This is a genomic window from Klebsiella sp. K5-204 (genome assembly GCF_030128585.1).
GTDB classification, from domain to species: domain Bacteria; phylum Pseudomonadota; class Gammaproteobacteria; order Enterobacterales; family Enterobacteriaceae; genus Klebsiella; species Klebsiella quasipneumoniae.
The window spans coordinates 59,838-82,125 of sequence record NZ_JAKUZS010000003.1; the positions used below are offsets into that span (position 1 = coordinate 59,838).

A 22,288-nucleotide genomic window follows, 5' to 3' on the forward strand; every position below is an offset into this window, starting at 1 on the left:
AAAAAGTGGAACGATAGTAGAGGCATCGCCAGAGCGACGCAAAGTTTTCCACCACAATCGGAATCATCCAGGAGGTGGCCCGGCAAAAAGCGCGTTGCATGGCGATTCGCCGCAAAATACTATCTACTGACAAAAAATATCGTCGTAAGTTCGCCGCAATTTGTCGGCGCAGCACAGAAGCGGAAGAATTCAGTCATGGCTCAAGAAATCGAACTTAAGTTTATCGTCGCTCAGGATGGGGTAGAGACGCTGCGCGAGCAGCTCAATGCGCTCGAGGCGAAACATACGCCCGCGAGCCAGTTGCTGAACATTTACTATGAAACCGCCGATAACTGGCTGCGTCGTCACGACATGGGGCTGCGCATCCGCGGCGACCAGGGGCGTTATGAGATGACGCTGAAAATCGCCGGTCGGGTGGTGGGCGGCCTGCACCAGCGCCCGGAATACAATATTCCACTGGATAAACCTGAGCTGGCGCTTGAGCGCCTGCCGGCGGAGGTCTGGCCGCAAGGGGAACTTCCAGCCGCGCTGGCGGAGCATGTGCAACCGCTGTTCAGCACCGACTTTGCCCGTGAACGCTGGGTGATCCAGGAAGGAAAGAGTGAAATTGAGATTGCCCTCGATCGCGGCGAAGTGAAGGCGGGCGAGCATCAGGAGCCGATCTGCGAGCTGGAGCTGGAGCTGCTCGCCGGGGAGACTGCCGATCTGCTGCGCCTCGCGCAGCGTTTGCTGGAGAGCGGCGTCCTGCGTCAGGGGAGCCTGAGCAAAGCCGCGCGCGGGTATCATCTGGCGCAAGGCAACGACGAGCGCCCGGTAACCCGGCTGGCGGTGCTGCCGGTGGCGGCGAAGGCCAGCGTGGAGCAGGGGCTGGAGGCGGCGCTGGAGAGCGCCCTGGCGCACTGGCTGTATCACGATGAGGTCTGGCTGCGCGGCAACGCGAAAGCCAAAGCGGAAATCCTGCTGGCGATAGCCCGCGTGCGCCATGCGCTGGTGCTGTTCGGCGGCATCGTGCCGCGGAAGGCGACCACCCACCTCCGCGCGTTGCTGAACGATGCCGAAGCGGCGCTGCTGGCCGCGGACACCGCCGATGAGGCGTTATTCCGCACCGAGGTCGTCGCCGCCAAACTGGCGCTGACCGAATGGCTGGTCCAGCGCGGCTGGCGTCCGTTCCTCAACGAGGCGGGAGAGAAAAAAATAGCCGGATCGTTCAAACGGTTTGCCGATATTCACCTTTCCCGGGCGGCGGCTGAGCTGCGCGGCGCCGTGCAGCACCTGGCGGTGGAGGATGCCGCCGACCAGCTGCCGAAGCTGGCGCGCGACATCGACAGCGTCCAGTTGCTGGCGGGCGCCTATGGCGACGCCGTCGCGCCGTGGCTGGAGAACTGGCAGGAACTACAGCGTGCGATAGAGCATGACGACCGCAGCGTCTTTGAATATTTCCGTCGCCAGGCGCTGGCTGCCGAGCCGTTCTGGCTGCATAGTGGAAAACGATAATTACAGGCCAGGGAGCCCCTATGATGCCGCTTTCTTCGCAGTTACAGCAGCACTGGCAGACGGTCGCTGACCGCCTGCCAGCGGATTTCCCCGTCGCCGAACTGAGCCCGCAGGCCAGGTCGGTGATGGCGTTCAGTGATTTTGTCGAACAGAGTGTGATCGCCCAGCCAGGCTGGCTGAACGAGCTTGCCCAGTCTTCACCGGAGGCGGAAGAGTGGCGGCATTATGAGACCTGGCTGCAGGAACGCCTGCAGGCGGTGGCTGACGAAGCGGGGTTGATGCGAGAGCTACGTCTTTTCCGCCGTCATATGATGGTCCGCATCGCCTGGGCGCAGGCGCTGTCGCTGGTAAGCGAAGAAGAGACGCTGCAGCAGCTGAGCGTCCTGGCGGAGACCCTGATTGTCGCCGCCCGCGACTGGCTGTACGCCGCCTGCTGTAAAGAGTGGGGAACGCCCTGCAATGCCGAGGGCCAGCCGCAGCCGCTGCTGATCCTCGGGATGGGAAAGCTGGGCGGCGGCGAGCTGAACTTCTCTTCCGATATCGATCTGATTTTTGCCTGGCCCGAGCATGGCGCCACCCGCGGCGGCCGCCGCGAGCTGGATAACGCCCAGTTCTTTACCCGCCTGGGGCAGCGGCTTATCAAGGCGCTCGACCAGCCGACGCAGGACGGCTTTGTTTATCGGGTGGACATGCGCCTGCGGCCGTTTGGCGACAGCGGGCCGCTGGTGCTCAGCTTTGCGGCGCTGGAGGATTATTACCAGGAGCAGGGCCGGGACTGGGAACGCTACGCGATGGTGAAAGCGCGGATCATGGGCGATAACGACGACGCCTACGCCAGCGAGCTGCGCGCGATGCTTCGCCCCTTCGTCTTCCGCCGCTATATCGACTTCAGCGTGATCCAGTCGCTGCGTAACATGAAAGGCATGATCGCTCGCGAAGTGCGGCGTCGCGGGCTGAAAGACAACATCAAGCTCGGCGCCGGCGGGATCCGTGAAATTGAGTTTATCGTGCAGGTCTTTCAGCTGATCCGCGGCGGTCGCGAACCTGCGCTGCAGCAGCGGGCGCTGCTGCCGACGCTGGCGGCGATTGATGAGCTGCATCTGCTGCCGGAAGGCGACGCGACGCTGCTGCGCGCGGCCTATCTGTTCCTGCGCCGGCTGGAAAATCTGCTGCAGAGCCTCAACGATGAGCAGACTCAGACTCTGCCGCAGGATGAACTGAACCGCGCCAGGCTGGCGTGGGGGATGCATACCGACGACTGGGAGACGCTGAGCGCGCAGCTGGCGAGCCATATGGCCAGCGTGCGGCGGGTGTTTAATGAGCTGATCGGCGATGATGAGGCCCAGTCGCCGGATGAGCAGCTGGCGGAGTACTGGCGCGAACTGTGGCAGGATGCGCTGGAAGAAGATGACGCCAGCCCGGCGCTGGCGCATTTAAACGACGCCGACCGCCGCAGCGTTTTGGCGCTAATTGCTGATTTCCGTAAAGAGCTGGATCGGCGCACCATCGGCCCGCGAGGCCGCCAGGTGCTGGATCAACTGATGCCGCATCTGCTGAGCGAAATCTGCTCGCGCGCCGATGCGCCTCTGCCTCTGGCGCGGATCACGCCGCTGTTGACCGGGATCGTCACTCGCACCACCTATCTTGAGCTACTGAGCGAATTCCCCGGCGCGCTGAAGCACCTGATTACGCTCTGCGCGGCGTCGCCGATGGTCGCCAGCCAGCTGGCGCGCCACCCGCTGCTGCTTGATGAACTGCTGGATCCCAACACCCTCTATCAGCCGACGGCGACCGATGCCTATCGCGACGAGCTGCGCCAGTATCTGCTGCGCGTGCCGGAAGAGGATGAAGAGCAGCAGCTGGAGGCACTGCGCCAGTTCAAGCAGGCGCAGCAGCTGCATATCGCCGCGGCGGATATCGCCGGCACGCTGCCGGTGATGAAGGTCAGCGATCACTTAACCTGGCTTGCCGAAGCGATCCTCGACGCGGTGGTGCAGCAGGCATGGGGACAGATGGTGGCCCGCTACGGCCAGCCGACCCACCTGCACGATCGCCAGGGGCGCGGCTTCGCCGTCGTCGGCTACGGCAAGCTCGGCGGCTGGGAGCTGGGCTACAGTTCCGATCTCGACCTGGTGTTCCTCCATGACTGCCCGGCGGAGGTGATGACCGACGGCGAGCGGGAGATCGACGGCCGTCAGTTCTACCTGCGGCTGGCTCAGCGGATCATGCATCTGTTCAGCACCCGCACCTCGTCCGGTATTCTCTACGAAGTTGACGCCCGGCTGCGCCCTTCCGGCGCGGCGGGGATGCTGGTCACCACCGCCGACGCGTTTGCCGACTATCAGCAGAACGAAGCCTGGACATGGGAGCATCAGGCGCTGGTGCGCGCTCGCGTGGTCTATGGCGACCCGGCGCTGCAGGCGCGATTTGACGCCATTCGTCGCGATATCCTGACCACCGAGCGGGATGGCGCGACCCTGCAGACCGAAGTTCGCGAGATGCGTGAGAAGATGCGCGCCCACCTCGGCAACAAACATGCCGATCGTTTTGATATCAAAGCCGATGCCGGTGGGATCACGGATATTGAATTTATTACCCAGTATCTGGTCCTACGCTATGCCAGCGACAAGCCGAAGTTGACCCGCTGGTCTGATAACGTGCGTATTCTCGAGCTGCTGGCGCAGAACGACATCATGGACGAGGAGGAAGCGCGAGCCTTAACGCACGCGTACACCACCTTGCGTGATGCGCTCCATCACCTGGCCCTGCAGGAGCTGCCGGGACACGTGGCGCCAGAGGCATTCAGCCGGGAGCGTGAGCAGGTCAGCGCCAGCTGGCAGAAGTGGCTGATGGCTTAACTATAAAATCGGGTGTGCTATTATCGCGCGCAAAGTTTGCGTCTCGCAGGAGAGAGTCATGAAAGTAACGCTGCCGGAGTTTGAACGTGCAGGAGTGTTGGTGGTGGGTGATGTGATGCTGGACCGCTACTGGTACGGCCCCACCAGTCGTATTTCCCCGGAAGCCCCGGTGCCGGTGGTGAAGGTGGAAAATATCGAAGAACGTCCTGGCGGCGCGGCAAACGTAGCGATGAACATCGCCTCCCTGGGGGCGACGTCGCGCCTGGTGGGATTGACCGGGATTGATGACGCCGCCCGCGCGCTGAGCCAGGCGCTGGCCAACGTCAATGTGAAGTGTGACTTTGTCTCCGTCCCGACTCACCCGACCATCACCAAGCTGCGGGTGCTGTCGCGCAACCAGCAGCTGATCCGCCTCGACTTTGAAGAGGGCTTTTCCGGCGTTGATCCGCAGCCGATGCACGAGCGCATTCAGCAGGCGCTGGGCTCGATTGGCGCGCTGGTTCTCTCGGACTACGCTAAAGGGGCGCTGACCAGCGTCCAGACGATGATCAAGCTCGCCCGTGAAGCAGGCGTGCCGGTGCTGATCGATCCGAAAGGTACCGATTTCGAACGCTATCGCGGCGCAACGCTGCTCACGCCGAACCTCTCTGAGTTTGAAGCGGTGGTGGGCAAGTGCCAGAATGAAGCGGAGATCGTTGAGCGCGGCATGAAGCTCATCGCCGAATTCGAACTGTCAGCGCTGCTGGTGACGCGCTCTGAGCAGGGGATGACGCTGCTACAGCCGGGGCGTCCGCCGCTGCATATGCCGACCCAGGCCCAGGAAGTGTACGATGTCACCGGCGCCGGCGACACGGTGATTGGCGTGTTGGCGGCGACCCTGGCCTCCGGCAATACCCTGGAAGAGGCCTGCTATTTCGCCAACGCCGCGGCGGGCGTGGTGGTTGGCAAGCTGGGAACCTCCACTGTTTCTCCTGTCGAGCTGGAAAATGCGGTTCGCGGCCGGGCTGAGACTGGCTTCGGCGTGATGAGCGAAGAGGAACTCAAACAGGCGGTTGCGGCAGCGCGCAAGCGCGGCGAGAAAGTGGTTATGACCAACGGCGTCTTCGACATTCTGCACGCCGGCCATGTCTCCTATCTGGCGAATGCGCGCAAACTGGGCGACCGTCTGATCGTGGCGGTCAACAGCGATGCCTCCACCAAACGTCTGAAAGGCGAAACCCGCCCGGTGAACCCGCTGGAGCAGCGGATGATCGTGCTGGGGGCGCTGGAGGCGGTCGACTGGGTGGTCTCCTTCGAAGAAGATACACCGCAGCGCCTGATTGCCGGGATCCTGCCGGATCTGCTGGTCAAAGGCGGCGACTACAAACCGGAACAGATCGCTGGCAGTGAAGAGGTCTGGGCGAACGGTGGCGAAGTGCTGGTGCTCAACTTTGAAGATGGGTGCTCAACCACCAACATTATTAAGAAAATACAAAAAGATAGCGAAAAATAACCGTTTCGCTATTCACCCACCAGAACGGTGCGGCATCACGGCCTGCGATAGCGATATCGCGGGCCGTTTTTATTTAATGATGTGGAAAATGATTTGGCGCAATAAATAATCACATTAAGCGCATTTTTCGTACAAATGGCGTTAAGGTAAGCGTAAATACTGAAGTGAGTAAAAGGCATATGACTGATCAGAACATCCACCGCTGAAGGAGTATGCGCATGAACCATAACGATATGTATTCAATGAAGAATTTTGATTTTTTGGCGCGGAGTTTCGCCAGAATGCACGCCCAGGGCCAGCCAGTTGATCTTCAGGCCATCGTCGGCAATATGGATGAAGAACATCGTGAATGGTTTTGCCAGCGCTATGAACTGTACTGTCGTCAGGTGAACAGCCCGGCGGAAGCCGCACACTAAGCCAACGCAAACGGGCCCCTGAGGGCCCGTTTTTTTACTGCTGCTCTTCGCTGCCAGGCGTCGTCGCCGGGCGGTTTTCAAGGTCATTCAGGCGCTGTTCCAGCAGCGCCAGTTTTTCGCGGGTCCGCAGCAGAACCTGAGTCTGCACGTCAAACTCTTCGCGGCTAACCAGATCCAGGCGGGTCAGCTGCGACTGCAGCGCCTGGCGGATTTTCTTCTCAACATCCTCACCCAGATCGCGAAGTCCTTTTGGCATCGACTCATGGACCTGGCGGGCGATTTGTTCAATTTTTTTCGGGTCAATCATGGTGGTTTCCTGCTCGGGTCGGATGATTGATCATTGTAGTGCGAACCAGGCCGCCTATAAACCAGAAATGTTTGAAGCTTATGCATTGCCGAGGATAGTCAATAGCGTTATAGTTATCTCGCTTATTCTCAGGGCGGGGCGAAATTCCCCACCGGCGGTAAATCAACCATGGCGTTGAAAGCCCGCGAGCGCTTCCCGTGACTACGGGAAGGTCAGCAGATCCGGTGTAATTCCGGGGCCGACGGTTAAAGTCCGGATGGGAGAGAGTAACGGCACAGTCGGGCCCAGGCCCGCTCGCGTTGACTTTTGCCGCTAAACCGGCGCTCCTAAGACTGCCCTGATTCTGGTAACCATAATTTTAATGAGGTTTTTTTACCATGAATCAGACGCTCCTTTCTTCTTTTGGTACCGCTTTTGAACGTGTGGAACACGCTTTAAACGCCCTGCGCGAAGGCCGCGGCGTGATGGTGCTTGACGATGAAGACCGTGAAAACGAAGGCGATATGATTTTCGCCGCCGAAACCATGACCGTAGAGCAGATGGCGCTGACCATTCGTCACGGCAGCGGCATTGTGTGCCTGTGCCTGACCGAAGATCGCCGTAAACAGCTGGATCTGCCGATGATGGTGGAGAACAACACCAGCGCCTACGGCACCGGCTTTACCGTCACCATCGAAGCGGCCGAAGGCGTGACCACTGGCGTTTCCGCTGCCGACCGCGTGACCACCGTCCGCGCGGCGATTGCCGACGGCGCGAAACCTTCCGATCTCAACCGTCCTGGCCACGTTTTCCCGCTGCGGGCGCAGCCGGGCGGCGTACTGACCCGCGGCGGCCACACCGAAGCCACTATCGACCTCGTGACTCTCGCCGGCTTCAAACCGGCAGGCGTGCTGTGCGAGCTGACCAATGACGATGGCACTATGGCCCGCGCGCCGGAGTGCATCAAGTTCGCTCAGCAGCATAATATGGCAGTTGTCACGATTGAAGATCTGGTGGCCTATCGTCGCGAACATGAGCGTAAAGCCAGCTAATCAGCGGCTGACAACGCCAGTGAAAACAGCCCACTTTTTAGTGGGCTGTTTTGTTTCTGCGCCTTAACCGATGCCCATCGTCTGGAGCACCACCAGGCTCAGCCCCATCACCGACATCCCGCACAGGACGCCATAGCTCGGGTTGCTTTGCGGATCGATCTCTTTTGCCAGCGGCATCAGTTCATCGACCGACAGCGCCACCATAATCCCGGCGACGGCGGCCATGATCGCGCCCATGACCAGCGGCGAGACCAGACTGCCCAGAATCAGCCACGCCAGCACGCCGCCTAAAATCTCCGCCATGCCGGAAAGACCGGCCCAGAGCACCGCCTTGCTGCGCGATCCGGTAGCGGCATATACCGGCCCGGCAACCGCCAAACCTTCAGGAATATTGTGCAGGGCGACGGCAAGCGCCACTCCCATGCCAAGCTCGAGGTTGTTGCTGGCCGTGACATAGGTGGCGATGCCTTCCGGAAAATTATGCAGGCTGATACCCAGCGTCAGCAAAATGGCGGTGCGGCGTAAATTGCGCGGCCGCGGCGCGGCGGGCGGCATCAGATCCTGCGGGTGGGCGTGCGGCAGCAGGCGATCGAGACCAAAGTAGCCCAGCAGGCCGACAACAAACATTCCGTAGCCGAGCAGCGGCGACATGCCCTCGGCGGCCAGCGCGGCAGGCAGCATTTCCATCAACGAAATCAACAGCATGATCCCGGCGGCAAAGCCGAGGGAGAAGCCAAGCAGGCGGTTAGAGGGTTTCTGGCCAATCACGCCGAATATGGCGCCAATAAAGGTTGCGCTACCGGCTAACAGCGTCAATATTAAGGGTGATGACATCGCTTCTCTCCCTGCGAAAATAAGTGCATACGAGTATATTGCCTGAGGATGCGCGTACGGGACAGCTCCCTTTACCGCGAATTACATTCAAATTTTCTGACGATCATCATCATGGTTATCTGAGTTTATCCTGGCGCAAAAGCGCGTAATGTGAGCACATCACATTGACACCCTAAGGATATCATCATGTCCCGTACCCGAATGCCCGCGTTGTTCCTCGGCCATGGCAGCCCAATGAACGTGCTGGAAGACAATCGCTATACCCGCGCCTGGGCTCACCTGGGCGAAACCCTGCCGCGTCCGAAAGCGATCGTGGTGGTCTCTGCGCACTGGTTCACGCGCGGTACGGGCGTGACGGCGATGGAGGCCCCGAAGACCATTCACGACTTCGGCGGCTTCCCGCAGGCGCTGTATGACACCCATTACCCGGCTCCGGGTTCCCCGGCGCTGGCGCAACGACTGGTGGAGTTGCTCTCGCCGGTGCCGGTCACCCTCGATAAAGAAGCCTGGGGATTTGACCATGGTTCATGGGGCGTGCTGATTAAGATGTATCCGCAGGCGGATATCCCGATGGTTCAGCTGAGCATCGACAGCACCAAACCGCCGGCCTGGCATCTCGAAATGGGGCGGAAGCTGGCCTCGCTGCGTGATGAAGGCATTATGCTGGTGGCCAGCGGCAACGTGGTGCATAACCTGCGTACCGCCCGCTGGCATGGCGAGAACACGCCGTATCCGTGGGCGGAGTCCTTCAACAACTACGTGAAGGCGAATTTGCAGTGGCAGGGCCCGGACGATCAGCACCCGCTGGTTAACTACCTGGCACATGAAGGGGGCTCGCTCTCCAACCCAACGGCGGAACATTTCCTGCCGCTGTTATATGTCCTGGGGGCGTGGGACGGCGTTGAGGCGATTTCGACCCCGGTCGATGGCATCGAGATGGGCTCGTTGAGTATGCTATCGGTGGTGGTTGGCGCCTGATAGGTTGTGCTCCGGCGGCGGTATCGTCGCCGGAGCGCGACATTATTCGACGAAAATGTGCGGATAGAAGCGCGACAGATCCTGGGTAATCAGCGCCCGGTCTTCACGAATGCCGATCCCGGCGGGCTGATCGTTGATGAGCCAGCTGCCAATCAGCGTGTAGCTGTCACCAAACTTCGGCAGCGGGTAAAATTCCTGCACGATTGTGCCTTCTTCTCCGTACGGGCCTTCCACGGCTTCCAAAACTTTGCCATTCTCAACGATCGACACGTTGGCGCCTTCGCGGGAGAAGATTGGCTTAATGACGTACTTCTCCATCTCCGGATGGGCATCTTCGCTGAAGTAAGCCGCCAGCAGATTCGGATGATTAGGGAACATTTCCCACAGCATCGGCAGCAGCGCTTTGTTGGAGATGATGCTCTTCCACGCCGGCTCCAGCCAGCGGACGCCGGCGTCTTCCAGCTTGGTGGAAAACATCTCCCGCAGCATAAACTCCCACGGATAGAGCTTGAACAGGTTGCCAATCACCTGATCCTGGAGATCGGTAAACTGGCCTTTTTCACCCAGACCAATATCTTCGATGTAGAGGAATTCCGTCGCCAGCCCCGCCTCGGCGGCGCAGTCCTGCAGATATTGCACGGTGCCGCGATCTTCAACGGTATCGCGGCAGCAGGCCATATGCAGCAGCTGGAAGCCAAACTGCTCGCGCAGCTCACCGAAGCGATCGATTAGCTTTTCCTGCAGGCTGTTGAACTGATCGCTGCCCGCCGGCAGCTTGCCGGCGTTGAGCTGGTCTTCCAGCCAGATCCACTGGAAGAAGGCCGCTTCATACAGCGAGGTCGGCGTGTCGGCATTGTTCTCCAGCAGCTTCGGCTCGCCGACGCCATCCCAGGCCAGGTCGAGACGTGAGTAGAGTGACGGCTGGTTGGTTTTCCACGACTGGCGCACAAAGCCCCAGGTGTGTTTAGGGATGCGGAATTTGGCCATCAGCTCATCGCTGGCGATCACTTTTTCCACCACCTGAAGACACATCTGATGCAGCTCGGCGGTGACCTCCTCCAGCTTTTCCACCTGGGCGAGGGTCAGCTTGTAATAAGCCTCTTCGCTCCAGTAGGGCTCGCCGTACATGGTGTGGAAGTTGAAGCCGTATTCGGTCGCTTTCTCGCGCCAGTCCGGGCGCTCGGTAATGCTAACTCTTTCCATGTTGCTTAGCCGCCCATTGAGCGAGAAGAGGAGGTGGAGCCTGCGGCGCTACGCTGCATGGTCGACTGCTTCGCCACCGACTCGCCGAAGCCCCCGCGGGTGACGGTGGTGGTGGTCGCTGGCTTCGGCGCCATCGCGGTTTTCGGCACGTTCATGGTGCGGCCCGGCTGGGCGGCGCCATAGCTCTTGCCGCTGGCGTCAGTGTACTGACCGTAGGCCGGGCTGGCCGGGTTTTTGGAGCTGAACAGCGGCTGCTGTTGCGCCATGCCGCCGCCCATCAGGCGGCCCATCATGTAGCCGGCCATCAGCGGCATCCAGAAGCTGCCGCTGCTTTGCGCCTGCGCCTGGTTTTCCGGGGCGACGCCCGCCTGGGCAGGCGTTTGCTGGCACTGGCCTTCGCCAAACTCGGCGACGCAGTCTTCGCGGGTGGCATATTTCGGCGCGGTGCGCTCTGCCTCTTTCACCGCGTTGGTGTAGGCCGTGGTGCATTCGGCTGCTTTGCCCGGGTTGGCGGCGGAGCAGTCATCGGCGTTCTGGTACAGCGAGACCGTTTCGTCGCTTTTTTCACAACCGGCAAGCATAAAGACCGCGGTGACGGCCAGGGCGACCGGCGTCAGGTGGCGTGCGCTCCAGCTTTTGCGGAACGACGAATGATTAATATTTTTTGTCCGTTTCATATTTGTCTTCCAGGACCCAGTGGTATGGCGTGTGTTAACGCTCAGGATAGAGGATGAGTGGTGGAAAATGAAGCGAAGAGGGGCGCTAAGCGGGGGATCTTTACGTTGCCTTACGTTTAACGCATCGCCTGTCCGATGGACAGGCGATGCGCGTCACAGTATGAGAATTACTGACGGAACGGATTGCTGCCGCTGCTTTGGGTCGTCGTCCGTGCAGACGCCGGCTTCACGGCCGCGGTCGTGTTGCCGTAACCGTCGGCAGTGGCATCCTGCTGCGGATTTTCCGGCGCGACGCTGTCCGCGGAGGTGGAGATCGGTTTGCCCAGGGTGTTGTTCAGGGCGACCAGATCCTGCTCGTTCAGCGTACCTAACGCCGACTTGATGTTCAGCTCGTTGATCAGGTAGTTGTAGCGCGCATTCGAGAGCTGCTGTTTGGCGTTGTAGAGCGTGGTGGTGGCGTCGAGGACGTCAACGATAGTACGGGTACCCACCGAGTAGCCTGCTTCCATCGCATCCAGGGAGCTTTGCGCAGAGACCACCGCCTGTTTGTAAGCGTTGATGCTGCTGATAGAAGCATTCACGTTGTTAAACGAAGAACGCACGGTCTGGACCACGCTGCGGTGAGCGCTTTCCAGCTGCTCGCTGGCGCCGACGAAGTTGTACTGCGCCTGTTTAACCTGCGAGTTAACCATCCCGCCCTGATACAGCGGCATGGAGAAGCTCAGGCCGATTTTGTTCTGACCGATATCAGCATCTTGCGTGATGCTGTTTGAGCCGCTGTAGCGGTTGTTGGAAACGCCCGACGAGGCGTTCAAATCCAGGGTCGGCAAATGGCCGTCCTGCGCCTGGCGAATCTGCTCGCGGGCCAGATCCTGGCTCAGACGCGCCTGCAGCAGCGACAGGTTGCGGTTCTCCGCTTCCTTCAGCAGGGCGTTCACCGCCTGCGGTTTGCTGGTTTTGAAGCCGTCTACGTTCAGGGAGGCCAGCTCCGGGTAGTAGTTGCCGGTAACCTGGCGCAGCTCTTCCACGGCGTTGTCGAGATCGTTACGCGCGGTCACTTCGTTCGCCAGCACGGCGTCGTATTGTGAACGGGCGTTCTGCACGTCGGTGATCGCCACCAGACCGACGTTAAAGCGCTGGGTGGTTTGATCCAACTGGCGGTAAATTGCCTGTTTCTGCGCTTCGGTATAAGAGAGCGTGTCGATGGCGGCCAGCACTTTGAAATAGGCCGTCGCGGTATTCAGAATCAGCGTTTGCTGATCGGTCTGATACGTGACATCCTGAATGCCTGCCGTTTTTTCCTGCAGCGTCAGGGCGCGCCATTTCGACATATCAAACAGAACCTGCGTTAACTGCAGCGAGCCGCTGGTGACGTTAGAATTCTGGTCTTTATAATCACGGAAGCCGCTGGTATAGGTATAATCCGCTCCCAGCCCGAGCTGAGGCAGTAATGGACTGCGCGCTTCGTTGATCTTTTCGAACGCGGCGTCACGATCGGCTGCCGATTTACGCAGATCGGGGTTGCTGATGCGCGCCTGCTGGTAAACCTGAAGCAGGTTTTCCGCCTGGCTCATGGCGCTGAACCCGGTCAGGCTCAGGCCGATAAGAATGGGGAGCAATTTCTTCATTTGCATTCCTTGTTGTGAAGCATTTAGCGCTGGTCTAATTCTAAGAAAAATTCCGCTGATTGTATCGATTCTGCCGCCGTAAAAAGTTGGCGTTACGTGCCATCCGGCGGTAATTTGCACCAATCTAACATACGGACCGTAAAACGGTAGCCAAACGGTCTGGAAATCCCTCATTTCGGATTAGCAGGACATGACAATGAGCAAACCCATTCACCAGGGAATTACCTTCTCCAAAAATGATGTAGAAATTATTGCACGCGAAACGCTGTATCGTGGTTTTTTTTCGCTCGATTTATACCGTTTTCGCCACCGTCTGTTTAACGGCGGCATGAGCGGCGAAGTCACCCGTGAAATTTTTGAGCGCGGGCATGCCGCCGTCTTGCTACCCTTTGACCCGGTGCGGGACGAAGTGGTGCTGGTCGAACAAATCCGTATCGCCGCCTATGATACCAGCGAGAGCCCTTGGCTGCTGGAAATGGTCGCCGGCATGATCGAGGCGGGTGAGACGGTAGAAGATGTCGCCCGTCGGGAAGCGCTGGAGGAGGCCGGCCTTGAAGTTGGGCGGACGAAACCAATATTAAGCTATCTGGCCAGTCCTGGCGGCACCAGCGAACGGTTATCGATCCTGGTGGGCGAAGTTGATGCATCGACGGCAAAAGGCATTCACGGCCTGGCCGAGGAAAATGAGGATATTCGGGTGCATGTGGTGAGCCGGGAGCAGGCTTACCAGTGGGTAGAAGAGGGGAAAATCGACAACGCAGCCTCTGTCATCGCCTTGCAATGGCTGCAATTGCATTATCACAATTTACGAAACGAGTGGACAAAATGAAGCGTTATACACCTGACTTCCCTGAGATGATGCGCCTGTGCGAGACCAATTTCGCCCAGTTGCGCCGCCTGTTGCCGCGAACGGATGCAGCGGGTGAGAAGGTGAGCTATCAGGTGGGAAGCGCGCAATATCGGTTAACGATAACGGAATCAACCCGCTACACTACTCTGGTGGCGATAGAGCAGACTCTGCCAGCGGTGAGCTACTGGAGTCTGCCGTCGATGACCGTTCGCCTCTACCATGACGCCATGGTGGCCGAAGTGTGTTCGAGTCAGCAGATCTTTCGCTTCAAAGCGCGATATGATTATCCTAATAAAAAGTTGCATCAACGCGACGAAAAGCATCAAATTAACCAGTTTCTGGCCGACTGGCTGCGTTACTGTTTAGCACATGGAGCGATGGCGATTCCGGTTTGTTAGCGTCGTTAAACCTAAGGACACCATTTGGAAAGCCTGTTAAACCTACCTCTGGCTGGTGAGGCCAGAGTCAGGATCTTACAAATTACTGATACTCACCTGTTTGCTGAAAAACATGAAACGTTGTTAGGCATCAATACCTGGGAAAGCTATCAGGCCGTACTGTCGGCCATTCATGCCTCACAGCGTCCATGCGATTTGATTGTCGCAACAGGCGATTTGGCGCAGGATCACTCCTCCGCGGCCTACCAGCATTTTGCTGAGGGCATCGCGAGTTTCGCTGCACCCTGCGTCTGGCTACCGGGCAACCATGATTTCCAGCCGGCGATGTACAGCACCCTGCAGGAGTCGGGCATTTCCCCCGCCAAGCGCGTGTTTCTCGGCGACCACTGGCAGATCCTGCTGCTGGACAGCCAGGTGTTTGGCGTTCCCCATGGCGAGCTGAGCGACTTCCAGCTGGAATGGCTCGAACATAAGCTGGCGGAGGCGCCGGAGCGTTATACCTTACTCCTGCTGCATCATCATCCGCTGCCGGCCGGCTGCAGCTGGCTGGATCAACACAGTCTGCGCAACGCCGGCGCGCTGGACAGCGCGCTGAGCGCCTGGCCGCGGGTGAAGCATCTGCTGTGCGGCCATATTCATCAGGAGCTGGATCTCGACTGGAATGGCCGACGTATGATGGCGACGCCGTCGACCTGCGTTCAGTTCAAACCGCACTGCGCCAATTTCACCCTCGATACGGTGTCGCCGGGCTGGCGCTGGCTGGAGCTTCACCCTGACGGAACGCTGACCACCGAAGTGTGCCGCCTGGAAGGCGCGGCGTTTCATCCGGATATTGCTTCAGAAGGCTACTGATGGCGACGCTCCTTTATCTGCACGGCTTTAACAGTTCTCCGCGCTCGGCGAAGGCGACGGCGTTAAAGACCTGGCTGGCGCAGCACTATCCTGAGATCGCCATGGTGGTGCCGGAGCTGCCGCCTTACCCGGCGGAAACGGCGGAGCTGCTGGAGTCCATCGTGCTGGAGCACGGCGGCGAGCCGCTGGGGGTCGTAGGGTCGTCGCTGGGCGGCTACTACGCGACCTGGCTGTCGCAGTGCTTTATGCTGCCAGCGGTAGTGGTTAACCCGGCGGTGCGGCCGTTTGAGCTGCTGAACAATTTTCTCGGCCACAATGAGAATCCGTACACCGGGCAGCAATATGTGCTAGAGTCTCGCCATATTTACGATCTCAAAGTCATGCAAATCGACCCGCTCGAAGCGCCGGATTTACTCTGGCTGCTGCAGCAGACCGGGGATGAAGTGCTTGATTACCGCCAGGCCGTTCATTACTACGCCTCCTGCCGGCAGACGGTGGAGGAGGGCGGTAATCACGCATTTGTCGGCTTTGACGATCATTTCACTCAGATTATCGAATTTCTCGGCCTGCGCTAAACGGCCCTGAACGACCTACGAATACACACCATGACGCAATCTTCATATAACGCTGATGCCATTGAGGTACTCACCGGGCTAGAGCCGGTGCGCCGCCGTCCGGGCATGTATACCGACACCACCCGTCCTAACCATCTTGGTCAGGAAGTGATTGATAACAGTGTGGACGAAGCGCTGGCAGGCCATGCTAAACGCGTGGAAGTGATCCTGCACGCCGACCAGTCCCTCGAGGTGATTGACGACGGGCGCGGGATGCCGGTCGACATTCACCCGGAAGAGGGGGTGCCGGCGGTTGAACTGATCCTCTGCCGGCTGCACGCGGGCGGTAAGTTTTCCAACAAAAATTACCAGTTTTCCGGCGGTCTGCACGGGGTGGGGATTTCGGTGGTCAACGCCCTGTCAAAACGCGTGGAGGTCAACGTGCGTCGCGACGGTCAGGTCTACAGCATCGCCTTTGAGAATGGTGAGAAAGTAGAGGACCTGCACGTCACCGGCACCTGCGGTAAACGCAACACCGGGACCAGCGTCCATTTCTGGCCGGACGAAAGCTTCTTCGATAGCCCGCGCTTCTCCGTTTCGCGTTTGACCCACTTGTTAAAAGCGAAAGCGGTGCTGTGCCCGGGCGTGGAAATTGTTTTCCGCGACCAGGTCAACAACAGCGAGCAGAGCTGGTGCTATGCCGATGGCCTTAACGACTACCTGAGCGAAGCGGTGAACGGCCTGCCGCTGCTGCCGGAAAAACCTTTCGTCGGCACCTTCTCCGGCGAGACGGAAGCGGTGGACTGGGCGCTGCTGTGGCTGCCGGAAGGCGGCGAGCTGCTGACCGAGAGCTACGTCAACCTGATCCCGACCATGCAGGGCGGGACGCACGTCAACGGCCTGCGTCAGGGGCTGCTGGACGCGATGCGTGAGTTCTGCGAGTACCGTAATATCCTGCCGCGCGGGGTGAAACTGTCGGCGGAAGATATCTGGGATCGCTGCGCCTACGTGCTGTCGGTGAAGATGCAGGATCCGCAGTTCGCCGGGCAAACCAAAGAGCGCCTGTCGTCGCGCCAGTGCGCGGCGTTCGTCTCCGGCGTGGTGAAAGACGCCTTCAGCCTGTGGCTGAACCAGAACGTGCAGGCCGCGGAGCTGCTGGCGGAGATGGCTATTTCCAGCGCCCAGCGCCGTCTGCGCGCCGCCAAGAAAGTGGTGCGCAAAAAGCTGACCAGCGGTCCGGCGCTGCCGGGTAAGCTGGCCGACTGCACCGCCCAGGATCTGAACCGTACCGAGCTGTTCCTCGTCGAAGGGGATTCGGCGGGCGGTTCAGCCAAGCAGGCGCGCGATCGTGAATATCAGGCGATCATGCCGCTGAAAGGCAAGATCCTGAATACCTGGGAAGTCTCTTCCGATGAAGTGTTAGCTTCGCAAGAAGTACACGACATTTCGGTGGCGATTGGGATTGACCCGGATAGCGATGATTTAAGCCAGCTGCGCTACGGCAAAATTTGTATTCTGGCGGATGCGGACTCCGATGGTCTGCACATCGCCACGCTGCTGTGCGCGCTGTTTGTGAGACATTTCCGTACCCTGGTGAAAGAGGGGCACGTCTACGTGGCGCTGCCGCCGCTGTACCGTATCGACCTCGGCAAAGAGGTCTACTACGCGCTGACGGAAGAAGAAAAAACCGGCGTGCTGGAGCAGCTGAAGCGTAAGAAGGGCAAGCCAAACGTCCAGCGCTTTAAAGGTCTCGGCGAGATGAACCCGATGCAGCTGCGGGAAACCACCCTCGACCCGAATACCCGCCGCCTGGTGCAGCTGGTGATCAGCGATGAGGATGAGCAGCAGACCACGGCGATGATGGATATGCTGCTGGCCAAGAAGCGTTCCGAAGATCGTCGCAACTGGCTGCAGGAGAAGGGCGATATGGCGGACCTGGAAGTGTAAGACCGCGCGCTGCGCCAGACGTAAAAGGGAGCCTCAGGCTCCCTTTTCTTATTTCGTTTCTGCGTCAGCGGGCTTAGACGCCGGCCTGCAGGATACGGATGTTGGTCTCCAGCACATCGCCTTTGACCGCTTCCGACCAGGCTTTCATGTGCGGGGTCTGCAGGTGCGCTTCAAGATGCGCGACGCTTTCCCACTGCTCCACCATGACGATAGAGTCAGGAGCGGTGGTCTGGAAGCTGACGCCAGCGGCATGATCCACCATGGGCGCATAGCCGTGGCAGCCGGCTTCCTGCAAAACGGTCGGAATAATTTTCGCGAACTGATCGAGAACCGCCTGGCGGTGGTGCTGGCCCGGGCGGGTACGGATTTCTGCAATCACTGTTAACATGGTTAACTCAACTCCTTCTGTGTGGATCTTGTCATACTCCAGGTTCGAATAACTCGAAATATGTAGAGCATAGACCCCTAGTTAACCAAAAATTTCCGCCAGATGCTTGCGATATTCTGCGATATACCGTGGGACATCAGGCATTTTAATCACGTCGTTGGCGATAAAGGTTGGCAGCGCCTCCATACCCAGGAACTGGTTGGCTTTATGGAACGGCAGGTAAACGCCGTCAACGCCGACGCCGTGGAAGAACTGTTCTTCGTCGGTGAAGGCTTCCATCGGCGCGTTCCAGGTCAGGGAGAGCATATATTTTTTCCCTTGCACCAGGCCGCCGGAGCCATATTTTTTGCTGGCGTCGGAGCGGGTACGGCCGTCGCTGGCGTACAGTGAGCCGTGGCCTTCGGTAAAGACGTCATCCATATATTTTTTCACCGTCCACGGGGCGCCCATCCACCAGCCCGGCATCTGCCAGATCACCACATCGGCCCAGAGGAAATTCTGCACTTCGGCTTTTACGTCGTACTCGCTGTCGGCGCGAACGCTTTTAACATCGTGTCCGGCGTCGCGCAGATAACTCTCCGCGACCTCGGTCAGGGTGTCGTTCAGCTGGCCATTCGAGTGCGCGAATTTTTTTGCGCCATTGATAATCAGGATGTTGCTCATCATTTGTCCTCAATCTTGAAAATTTGCCGACGATCTTACCCCGCGAAGCGGGGCAGTAAAATGAGCAAAATGTGCAAAGTCTTTTGCTAAATGAGCAATAATATCGCTACCAGTCAACGCGGGCTTCGAAGCCGCCGTCGCGGGCATTGGCAAACTCGACGCGCATGCCGTGCAGCGAGGCGATGCGCCGGACGATCGACAAGCCCAGGCCGCTGCCCGTAGCATCCTGACCCGGCGGGCGGTAGAAACGCTCGCCGATGCGCGCCAGCGCCTGCGGGCTGATGCCGGGGCCGTTATCGCGTACCCGAAACTCGCGGGCGTTGAGGGTGATATCGACCTGGCTGCCGCGCGGGCTGTAGCGCACCGCGTTATCCAGCAGATTGCGCACCAGCAGGCTAAGGAGCAGCGGCTGGCCGGTGCGGGAGATGCCAGAGACATTAAGATGCAGGCGCAGCTCAATCCCGGCCTGCTGCGCCGGGTGGTACATCTCCATTACCGCCGACTGCAGCAGATCGTCGATGGCGACCGGCTGCACGTCGTCCAGCTGGGCGAGCGAGTCCAGCCGCGACAGCGTCAGCAGCTGATCCACCAGACGGGTGGCGCGATCGATCCCCTGATGGAGCTGAGCCAGGGCTTTCTCACGCCCTTGTGGATCGTCCAGAGAGAGCTGGGCGACTTCAGTCTGCACCTTCAGCGCCGCCAGCGGGCTGCGCAGCTCGTGGGCGGCATCAGAGGTAAACCGACGCTCACGCAGCATGACGTCGTGGGTGCGCTGGAACAGCTGATTCAGCGACTCGACCAGCGGGCGGACTTCAGTGGGGATCTTCTCCACGCTGAGCGATTCCGCCGAGTCCGGCGCGCGCAGGCGCAGCGTGCGCGCCAGATGTTTCAATGGCGCCAGTTCGCGGCTTAACAGCACGATGAGCAGCACGAACATCAGCGGCAGGGCGATCATCCACGGCGTTAGCTGCGAGGTAACAATGTCCATCGCCATTTCGCGGCGATAATCCCACTCCTGGCCGACGGCGATACGGTGGCGGCCATCGGCGGTGGTTAACCACAGGAAGCGCCACTCGTCATCATCGCCGCGCAGGTAGCCATCGCTGAAGCCCTCGCGCTGCGAGTGCCATTGAATATCCTCCCCGTTTTCGCCGTCGTTAAGCACCATTTTGCCGTCGCGGGTGAAGATGGCGAACGCCAGCGCATCGTCGTCGATATGCCCGTGGCGCACCTTTTTCTTTTCCCCGAGCGATGCCGGCGGGGCGCGGAGCTCTTCGAAATTCATGACGCTCAGGCGGCGGGCGAACAGCAGCTGCTGGGTATCAAACAGCTTATCCAGCTTTTTACTGGTCTGCTGCCAGGCGATCACGCTGGCCACCCCCCAGGCGGCGGCGGTCAGCACGGCAAACAGCAGCGTCAGACGCAGGCGCAGGCTCAGGCGGGCAAGTCGTTTCATGCGTCACCCAGGGTATAGCCGATGCCGTGGACGGTGCGGATAAATTCACTGCCGAGTTTGCGGCGCAGATGATGGACGTGAACTTCCACGGCGTTGCTGGAGACCTCGTCGTCCCAGGTGTAGAGCTTTTCTTCAATAAGCTTACGCGGCAGTACGCGCCCGGCGTTACGCAGCAGCAGTTCCAGCAGGGCGAACTCCTTCGGCTTCAGCGTCAGGCTTTCGCCGTCGAGGCTGGCGGTTAAGCGGTTCGGGTCAAGGCTCACCTTGCCGTGGCGCAGCTCGCTGCTGCTCTGGCCGTGGGCGCGGCGGATCAATGCTTCGAGGCGGGCCGCTACCTCAATCAGGGCGAAAGGTTTGCACAGATAATCATCGGCGCCCAGGCGCAGCCCCTCCACCCGCTGGCTGAGCGCATCGCGGGCGGTGAGGATCAGCACCGGCTCATGGCGGCCTTTGTCGCGCCACTCGCGCAGAATATCGAGGCCATCGATGCCGGGAAGGGTGAGATCAAGAATTGCCGCGTCGTAGGGGGCGCTGTATAAGGCGTTTTTGCCCTCCAGCCCGGCGGTAAACCAGTCGATGCTGAAGCCCATTTTGCTCAGCCCGGCCTTGATGCCATCGCCGATTAACTTGTCATCTTCCACCAATAATATGCGCATTTTCCCTCCTGCCAACCCGGCTGCTCTGCGCAGTAAACCGCGTTGCGACCGGGGTTGTACAGCATTAAAATTTCTTTTTTCCCCTTAAGAAGTCGTTAAGTTTTGTCGGGCGTAATAGGAGCCATATCAACACGAAGGGAGAACACATCATGAAGAAAATTGCTGCGATGACCGCGATCGTTGCCCTGGTTTCCATGCCGGTGCTGGCTGCCGGACAGGGCGGGTATACCGGTCCTTCTGCGACCACGCCGGCAAGTTCGACCACCCAGGGCGGCGGATTTACCGGCCCGAGCGGCGCGGTCACCACCGTCACCAATGTCAAATCGCTGCGGGACGATACCTGGGTGACCCTGCGGGGCAAAATTACCGAGCGCGTGTCCGATGATCTGTATAAGTTCCAGGATGCTACCGGGGTGATCAATGTCGATATCGACCACAAACGCTGGAACGGCGTCACCGTCGGCCCGCAGGACACGGTAGAAATTCAGGGGGAAGTCGATAAGGACTGGAACTCGGTGGAGATCGACGTTAAACAGATCCGTAAAATCACGCCATAAGTCTCCGGCGGATAAGCGCAAGATCGGTCAGGAATCGCTATCCTCGCTCTGTCAGAGTATGTCGCGAGGAGGAGACGATGAACGATATTAAGGCCAGCCCGGCGTATGCCGGGCGCTTCCAGCGCGTCTGTAGATACATTGCGCGTCATCTTGATGAGCCGCTGTCGCTGGAGGCGCTGAGCGCGATAGCGCACAGTTCGCCTTACCATTTTCACCGGCAATTTAGCGCGTATACCGGCATTCCCTTGTACCGGTATATTCAGTGGTTACGTCTGCGACGCGCCTGTTGGCGCCTGGCGTTCAACCCCCGCGATAAAATCATCGACATTGCCCTTGATGCCGGATTTCAGAATGCGGAGTCGTTCAGCCGTGCCTTCCGTACCGCGTTTGACCAAAGCCCGACCCAGTTCCGTCAGCAACCGGACTGGGCCGAGTGGCATCGACGCGTACCGAAACATACGCTACAGGAGCAAACGTCGATGGACGTCAATATCATTTCGTTCCCCACCACCCGGGTAGCCGTCCTGCAACATCGTGGCAGCCCGGACCTTGTCAACGCCACCGCCGCGCGTTTTATCGCCTGGCGTAAGACGAGCGGATTATCGCCCGTTGCCACCAGCGAAACCTGGGGGATCGCCTGGGACGATCCGCAGACTACCCCGCAGGAGGCATTTCGTTTTGATCTCTGCGGTACGGTCGAACGGCCGGTTGGTGAAAACGCCTTTGGCGTGATTAACGGCGAAATCCCCGGCGGACGCTGCGCCGTCGTGCGCCATCACGGCTCGCTGGACACCCTGGCGAACAGCGTTTGGTATCTCTATCGCGACTGGTTACCCGCTTCAGGCGAGACGTTACGGGATTTTCCGGTCTACTTCCGTTACCACAATTTTGTCCACCAGGTGGCTGAGCATGAGCTGCAAACCGATATTTATCTGCCGCTGGCCTGATTAAGGTGACGGAATCCTCAACCGATCTCACGGCCTGTGACTCAGGGCGTGAGATCGGGTATTATCGCGGGTAGTTTTGCCGTCCGAACGGTCGGTACCCAG

At 59.5% G+C, this 22,288-nt stretch carries 22 protein-coding genes, 1 pseudogene and 1 riboswitch; of the genes and pseudogenes, 13 read left to right on the forward strand and 10 right to left on the reverse strand.

Annotated elements, in window-relative coordinates; translation table 11 throughout:
• Nucleotides 1-195: 195 nt before the first annotated feature.
• From MKR05_RS08955 to hldE, 3 genes are read left to right on the forward strand one after another with little or no spacing between them, the layout of a single operon-like run.
• Nucleotides 196-1,494, forward strand: coding sequence for an inorganic triphosphatase (locus tag MKR05_RS08955; RefSeq protein WP_087824483.1), 1,299 nt, complete (start codon nt 196-198; stop codon nt 1,492-1,494).
• 20 nt (nt 1,495-1,514) lie between these two features.
• Nucleotides 1,515-4,352: a bifunctional [glutamate--ammonia ligase]-adenylyl-L-tyrosine phosphorylase/[glutamate--ammonia-ligase] adenylyltransferase gene (gene glnE / locus MKR05_RS08960; RefSeq protein ID WP_186799634.1), complete on the forward strand. Its 2,838-nt coding sequence runs from the start codon at nt 1,515-1,517 to the stop codon at nt 4,350-4,352.
• Nucleotides 4,353-4,410: 58 nt separating this feature from the next.
• Nucleotides 4,411-5,844, forward strand: a complete 1,434-nt coding sequence (hldE, locus tag MKR05_RS08965; RefSeq protein ID WP_023291033.1) for a bifunctional D-glycero-beta-D-manno-heptose-7-phosphate kinase/D-glycero-beta-D-manno-heptose 1-phosphate adenylyltransferase HldE — start codon at nt 4,411-4,413, stop codon at nt 5,842-5,844.
• A gap of 80 nt (nt 5,845-5,924) precedes the next feature.
• Here the strand turns inward: hldE and MKR05_RS08970 are convergent.
• A pseudogene (locus MKR05_RS08970) lies at nt 5,925-6,071 on the reverse strand (hypothetical protein); the annotation flags it as partial.
• On the opposite strand from MKR05_RS08970, the gene glgS reads away from it, so the two are divergent.
• A complete protein-coding gene (gene glgS / locus MKR05_RS08975) occupies nt 6,063-6,260 on the forward strand; it encodes a cell surface composition regulator GlgS (RefSeq protein WP_004205248.1) in 198 nt (65 codons plus the stop codon). The pseudogene MKR05_RS08970 and the gene glgS overlap by 9 nt on opposite strands.
• A 34-nt stretch (nt 6,261-6,294) precedes the next feature.
• Here glgS and ubiK read toward each other — a convergent pair whose 3' ends face one another.
• Nucleotides 6,295-6,567 carry a ubiquinone biosynthesis accessory factor UbiK gene (gene ubiK, locus MKR05_RS08980; protein ID WP_004174355.1) on the reverse strand — a complete coding sequence of 91 codons (273 nt, stop codon included), beginning with the start codon at nt 6,565-6,567 and terminating at the stop codon, nt 6,295-6,297.
• Between the two features lie 120 nt (nt 6,568-6,687).
• Nucleotides 6,688-6,839: riboswitch (FMN riboswitch) on the forward strand.
• A 105-nt stretch (nt 6,840-6,944) separates the two neighbouring features.
• On the opposite strand from ubiK, the gene ribB reads away from it, so the two are divergent.
• A complete protein-coding gene (ribB, locus tag MKR05_RS08985; RefSeq protein ID WP_023159075.1) occupies nt 6,945-7,598 on the forward strand; it encodes a 3,4-dihydroxy-2-butanone-4-phosphate synthase in 654 nt (217 codons plus the stop codon).
• Nucleotides 7,599-7,661: 63 nt separating this feature from the next.
• Here the strand turns inward: ribB and zupT are convergent, their stop codons facing one another.
• Nucleotides 7,662-8,432 (reverse strand): zinc transporter ZupT, encoded by a 771-nt coding sequence (gene zupT, locus MKR05_RS08990; protein ID WP_064155330.1) that lies wholly within the window; start codon nt 8,430-8,432, stop codon nt 7,662-7,664.
• Nucleotides 8,433-8,618: 186 nt separating this feature from the next.
• On the opposite strand from zupT, the gene ygiD reads away from it, so the two are divergent.
• Nucleotides 8,619-9,410 carry a 4,5-DOPA dioxygenase extradiol gene (gene ygiD / locus MKR05_RS08995; protein ID WP_004205244.1) on the forward strand — a complete coding sequence of 264 codons (792 nt, stop codon included), beginning with the start codon at nt 8,619-8,621 and terminating at the stop codon, nt 9,408-9,410.
• A gap of 42 nt (nt 9,411-9,452) precedes the next feature.
• Here ygiD and MKR05_RS09000 read toward each other — a convergent pair whose 3' ends face one another.
• The 3 genes from MKR05_RS09000 to tolC all read right to left on the reverse strand — a co-directional run bounded on the left by MKR05_RS09000 (nt 9,453) and on the right by tolC (nt 12,918).
• On the reverse strand, nt 9,453-10,613 hold the full coding sequence (locus MKR05_RS09000; protein ID WP_023291031.1) for a glutathionylspermidine synthase family protein: 1,161 nt from the start codon (nt 10,611-10,613) through the stop codon (nt 9,453-9,455).
• A 5-nt stretch (nt 10,614-10,618) separates the two neighbouring features.
• Complete coding sequence (locus MKR05_RS09005; protein WP_002916849.1) at nt 10,619-11,290, reverse strand: DUF1190 family protein; 672 nt, start codon at nt 11,288-11,290, stop codon at nt 10,619-10,621.
• A 167-nt stretch (nt 11,291-11,457) separates the two neighbouring features.
• Entirely contained in the window at nt 11,458-12,918 is a 1,461-nt protein-coding gene (gene tolC, locus MKR05_RS09010) for an outer membrane channel protein TolC (RefSeq protein WP_023291030.1), read from the reverse strand.
• A gap of 196 nt (nt 12,919-13,114) precedes the next feature.
• On the opposite strand from tolC, the gene nudF reads away from it, so the two are divergent.
• The 5 genes from nudF to parE are packed head-to-tail and all read left to right on the forward strand — an operon-like array spanning nt 13,115 to nt 17,519.
• Nucleotides 13,115-13,747, forward strand: a complete 633-nt coding sequence (nudF, locus tag MKR05_RS09015) for an ADP-ribose diphosphatase (protein ID WP_004205241.1) — start codon at nt 13,115-13,117, stop codon at nt 13,745-13,747.
• Entirely contained in the window at nt 13,744-14,166 is a 423-nt protein-coding gene (locus MKR05_RS09020) for a DUF1249 family protein (RefSeq protein ID WP_004205239.1), read from the forward strand. The genes nudF and MKR05_RS09020 overlap by 4 nt, the downstream gene beginning before the upstream one ends.
• A 24-nt stretch (nt 14,167-14,190) precedes the next feature.
• Nucleotides 14,191-15,018, forward strand: a complete 828-nt coding sequence (gene cpdA, locus MKR05_RS09025; protein ID WP_004205237.1) for a 3',5'-cyclic-AMP phosphodiesterase — start codon at nt 14,191-14,193, stop codon at nt 15,016-15,018.
• The gene (yqiA, locus tag MKR05_RS09030; RefSeq protein ID WP_004205236.1) at nt 15,018-15,593 is read left to right on the forward strand and encodes an esterase YqiA; all 576 of its coding nucleotides are present in this window, start codon (nt 15,018-15,020) and stop codon (nt 15,591-15,593) included. The genes cpdA and yqiA overlap by 1 nt, the downstream gene beginning before the upstream one ends.
• 30 nt (nt 15,594-15,623) lie before the next feature.
• Complete coding sequence (gene parE / locus MKR05_RS09035; RefSeq protein ID WP_004205235.1) at nt 15,624-17,519, forward strand: DNA topoisomerase IV subunit B; 1,896 nt, start codon at nt 15,624-15,626, stop codon at nt 17,517-17,519.
• A gap of 73 nt (nt 17,520-17,592) precedes the next feature.
• Here parE and MKR05_RS09040 read toward each other — a convergent pair whose 3' ends face one another.
• From MKR05_RS09040 to qseB, 4 genes are all read right to left on the reverse strand, one after another.
• Nucleotides 17,593-17,907 (reverse strand): putative quinol monooxygenase, encoded by a 315-nt coding sequence (locus tag MKR05_RS09040; protein WP_023291029.1) that lies wholly within the window; start codon nt 17,905-17,907, stop codon nt 17,593-17,595.
• 81 nt (nt 17,908-17,988) lie between these two features.
• On the reverse strand, nt 17,989-18,570 hold the full coding sequence (locus tag MKR05_RS09045) for an NAD(P)H-dependent oxidoreductase (protein ID WP_023291028.1): 582 nt from the start codon (nt 18,568-18,570) through the stop codon (nt 17,989-17,991).
• A 106-nt stretch (nt 18,571-18,676) separates the two neighbouring features.
• Nucleotides 18,677-20,026 carry a quorum sensing histidine kinase QseC gene (gene qseC / locus MKR05_RS09050; RefSeq protein WP_087824485.1) on the reverse strand — a complete coding sequence of 450 codons (1,350 nt, stop codon included), beginning with the start codon at nt 20,024-20,026 and terminating at the stop codon, nt 18,677-18,679.
• The gene (gene qseB, locus MKR05_RS09055; protein ID WP_044524726.1) at nt 20,023-20,682 is read right to left on the reverse strand and encodes a quorum sensing response regulator transcription factor QseB; all 660 of its coding nucleotides are present in this window, start codon (nt 20,680-20,682) and stop codon (nt 20,023-20,025) included. The genes qseC and qseB overlap by 4 nt, the downstream gene beginning before the upstream one ends.
• A gap of 149 nt (nt 20,683-20,831) precedes the next feature.
• Between qseB and MKR05_RS09060 the strand changes: the two genes are divergently transcribed.
• Both MKR05_RS09060 and MKR05_RS09065 read left to right on the forward strand, forming a co-directional pair.
• The gene (locus MKR05_RS09060) at nt 20,832-21,239 is read left to right on the forward strand and encodes a YgiW/YdeI family stress tolerance OB fold protein (RefSeq protein WP_023291025.1); all 408 of its coding nucleotides are present in this window, start codon (nt 20,832-20,834) and stop codon (nt 21,237-21,239) included.
• Nucleotides 21,240-21,316: 77 nt separating this feature from the next.
• A complete protein-coding gene (locus MKR05_RS09065) occupies nt 21,317-22,186 on the forward strand; it encodes a GyrI-like domain-containing protein (RefSeq protein WP_050533736.1) in 870 nt (289 codons plus the stop codon).
• Nucleotides 22,187-22,288 lie beyond the last annotated feature (102 nt).

Bases quoted from the DNA above. Each gene is read 5' to 3' on its own strand.
- MKR05_RS08955 (WP_087824483.1), top strand. From the start codon at position 196: ATGGCTCAAGAAATCGAACTTAAGTTTATCGTCGCTCAGGATGGGGTA.
- glnE (WP_186799634.1), top strand. From the start codon at position 1,515: ATGATGCCGCTTTCTTCGCAGTTACAGCAGCACTGGCAGACGGTCGCT.
- hldE (WP_023291033.1), top strand. From the start codon at position 4,411: ATGAAAGTAACGCTGCCGGAGTTTGAACGTGCAGGAGTGTTGGTGGTG.
- glgS (WP_004205248.1), top strand. From the start codon at position 6,063: ATGAACCATAACGATATGTATTCAATGAAGAATTTTGATTTTTTGGCG.
- ubiK (WP_004174355.1), bottom strand. From the start codon at position 6,567: ATGATTGACCCGAAAAAAATTGAACAAATCGCCCGCCAGGTCCATGAG.
- ribB (WP_023159075.1), top strand. From the start codon at position 6,945: ATGAATCAGACGCTCCTTTCTTCTTTTGGTACCGCTTTTGAACGTGTG.
- zupT (WP_064155330.1), bottom strand. From the start codon at position 8,432: ATGTCATCACCCTTAATATTGACGCTGTTAGCCGGTAGCGCAACCTTT.
- ygiD (WP_004205244.1), top strand. From the start codon at position 8,619: ATGTCCCGTACCCGAATGCCCGCGTTGTTCCTCGGCCATGGCAGCCCA.
- MKR05_RS09000 (WP_023291031.1), bottom strand. From the start codon at position 10,613: ATGGAAAGAGTTAGCATTACCGAGCGCCCGGACTGGCGCGAGAAAGCG.
- MKR05_RS09005 (WP_002916849.1), bottom strand. From the start codon at position 11,290: ATGAAACGGACAAAAAATATTAATCATTCGTCGTTCCGCAAAAGCTGG.
- tolC (WP_023291030.1), bottom strand. From the start codon at position 12,918: ATGAAGAAATTGCTCCCCATTCTTATCGGCCTGAGCCTGACCGGGTTC.
- nudF (WP_004205241.1), top strand. From the start codon at position 13,115: ATGAGCAAACCCATTCACCAGGGAATTACCTTCTCCAAAAATGATGTA.
- MKR05_RS09020 (WP_004205239.1), top strand. From the start codon at position 13,744: ATGAAGCGTTATACACCTGACTTCCCTGAGATGATGCGCCTGTGCGAG.
- yqiA (WP_004205236.1), top strand. From the start codon at position 15,018: ATGGCGACGCTCCTTTATCTGCACGGCTTTAACAGTTCTCCGCGCTCG.
- parE (WP_004205235.1), top strand. From the start codon at position 15,624: ATGACGCAATCTTCATATAACGCTGATGCCATTGAGGTACTCACCGGG.
- MKR05_RS09040 (WP_023291029.1), bottom strand. From the start codon at position 17,907: ATGTTAACAGTGATTGCAGAAATCCGTACCCGCCCGGGCCAGCACCAC.
- MKR05_RS09045 (WP_023291028.1), bottom strand. From the start codon at position 18,570: ATGAGCAACATCCTGATTATCAATGGCGCAAAAAAATTCGCGCACTCG.
- qseC (WP_087824485.1), bottom strand. From the start codon at position 20,026: ATGAAACGACTTGCCCGCCTGAGCCTGCGCCTGCGTCTGACGCTGCTG.
- qseB (WP_044524726.1), bottom strand. From the start codon at position 20,682: ATGCGCATATTATTGGTGGAAGATGACAAGTTAATCGGCGATGGCATC.
- MKR05_RS09060 (WP_023291025.1), top strand. From the start codon at position 20,832: ATGAAGAAAATTGCTGCGATGACCGCGATCGTTGCCCTGGTTTCCATG.
- MKR05_RS09065 (WP_050533736.1), top strand. From the start codon at position 21,317: ATGAACGATATTAAGGCCAGCCCGGCGTATGCCGGGCGCTTCCAGCGC.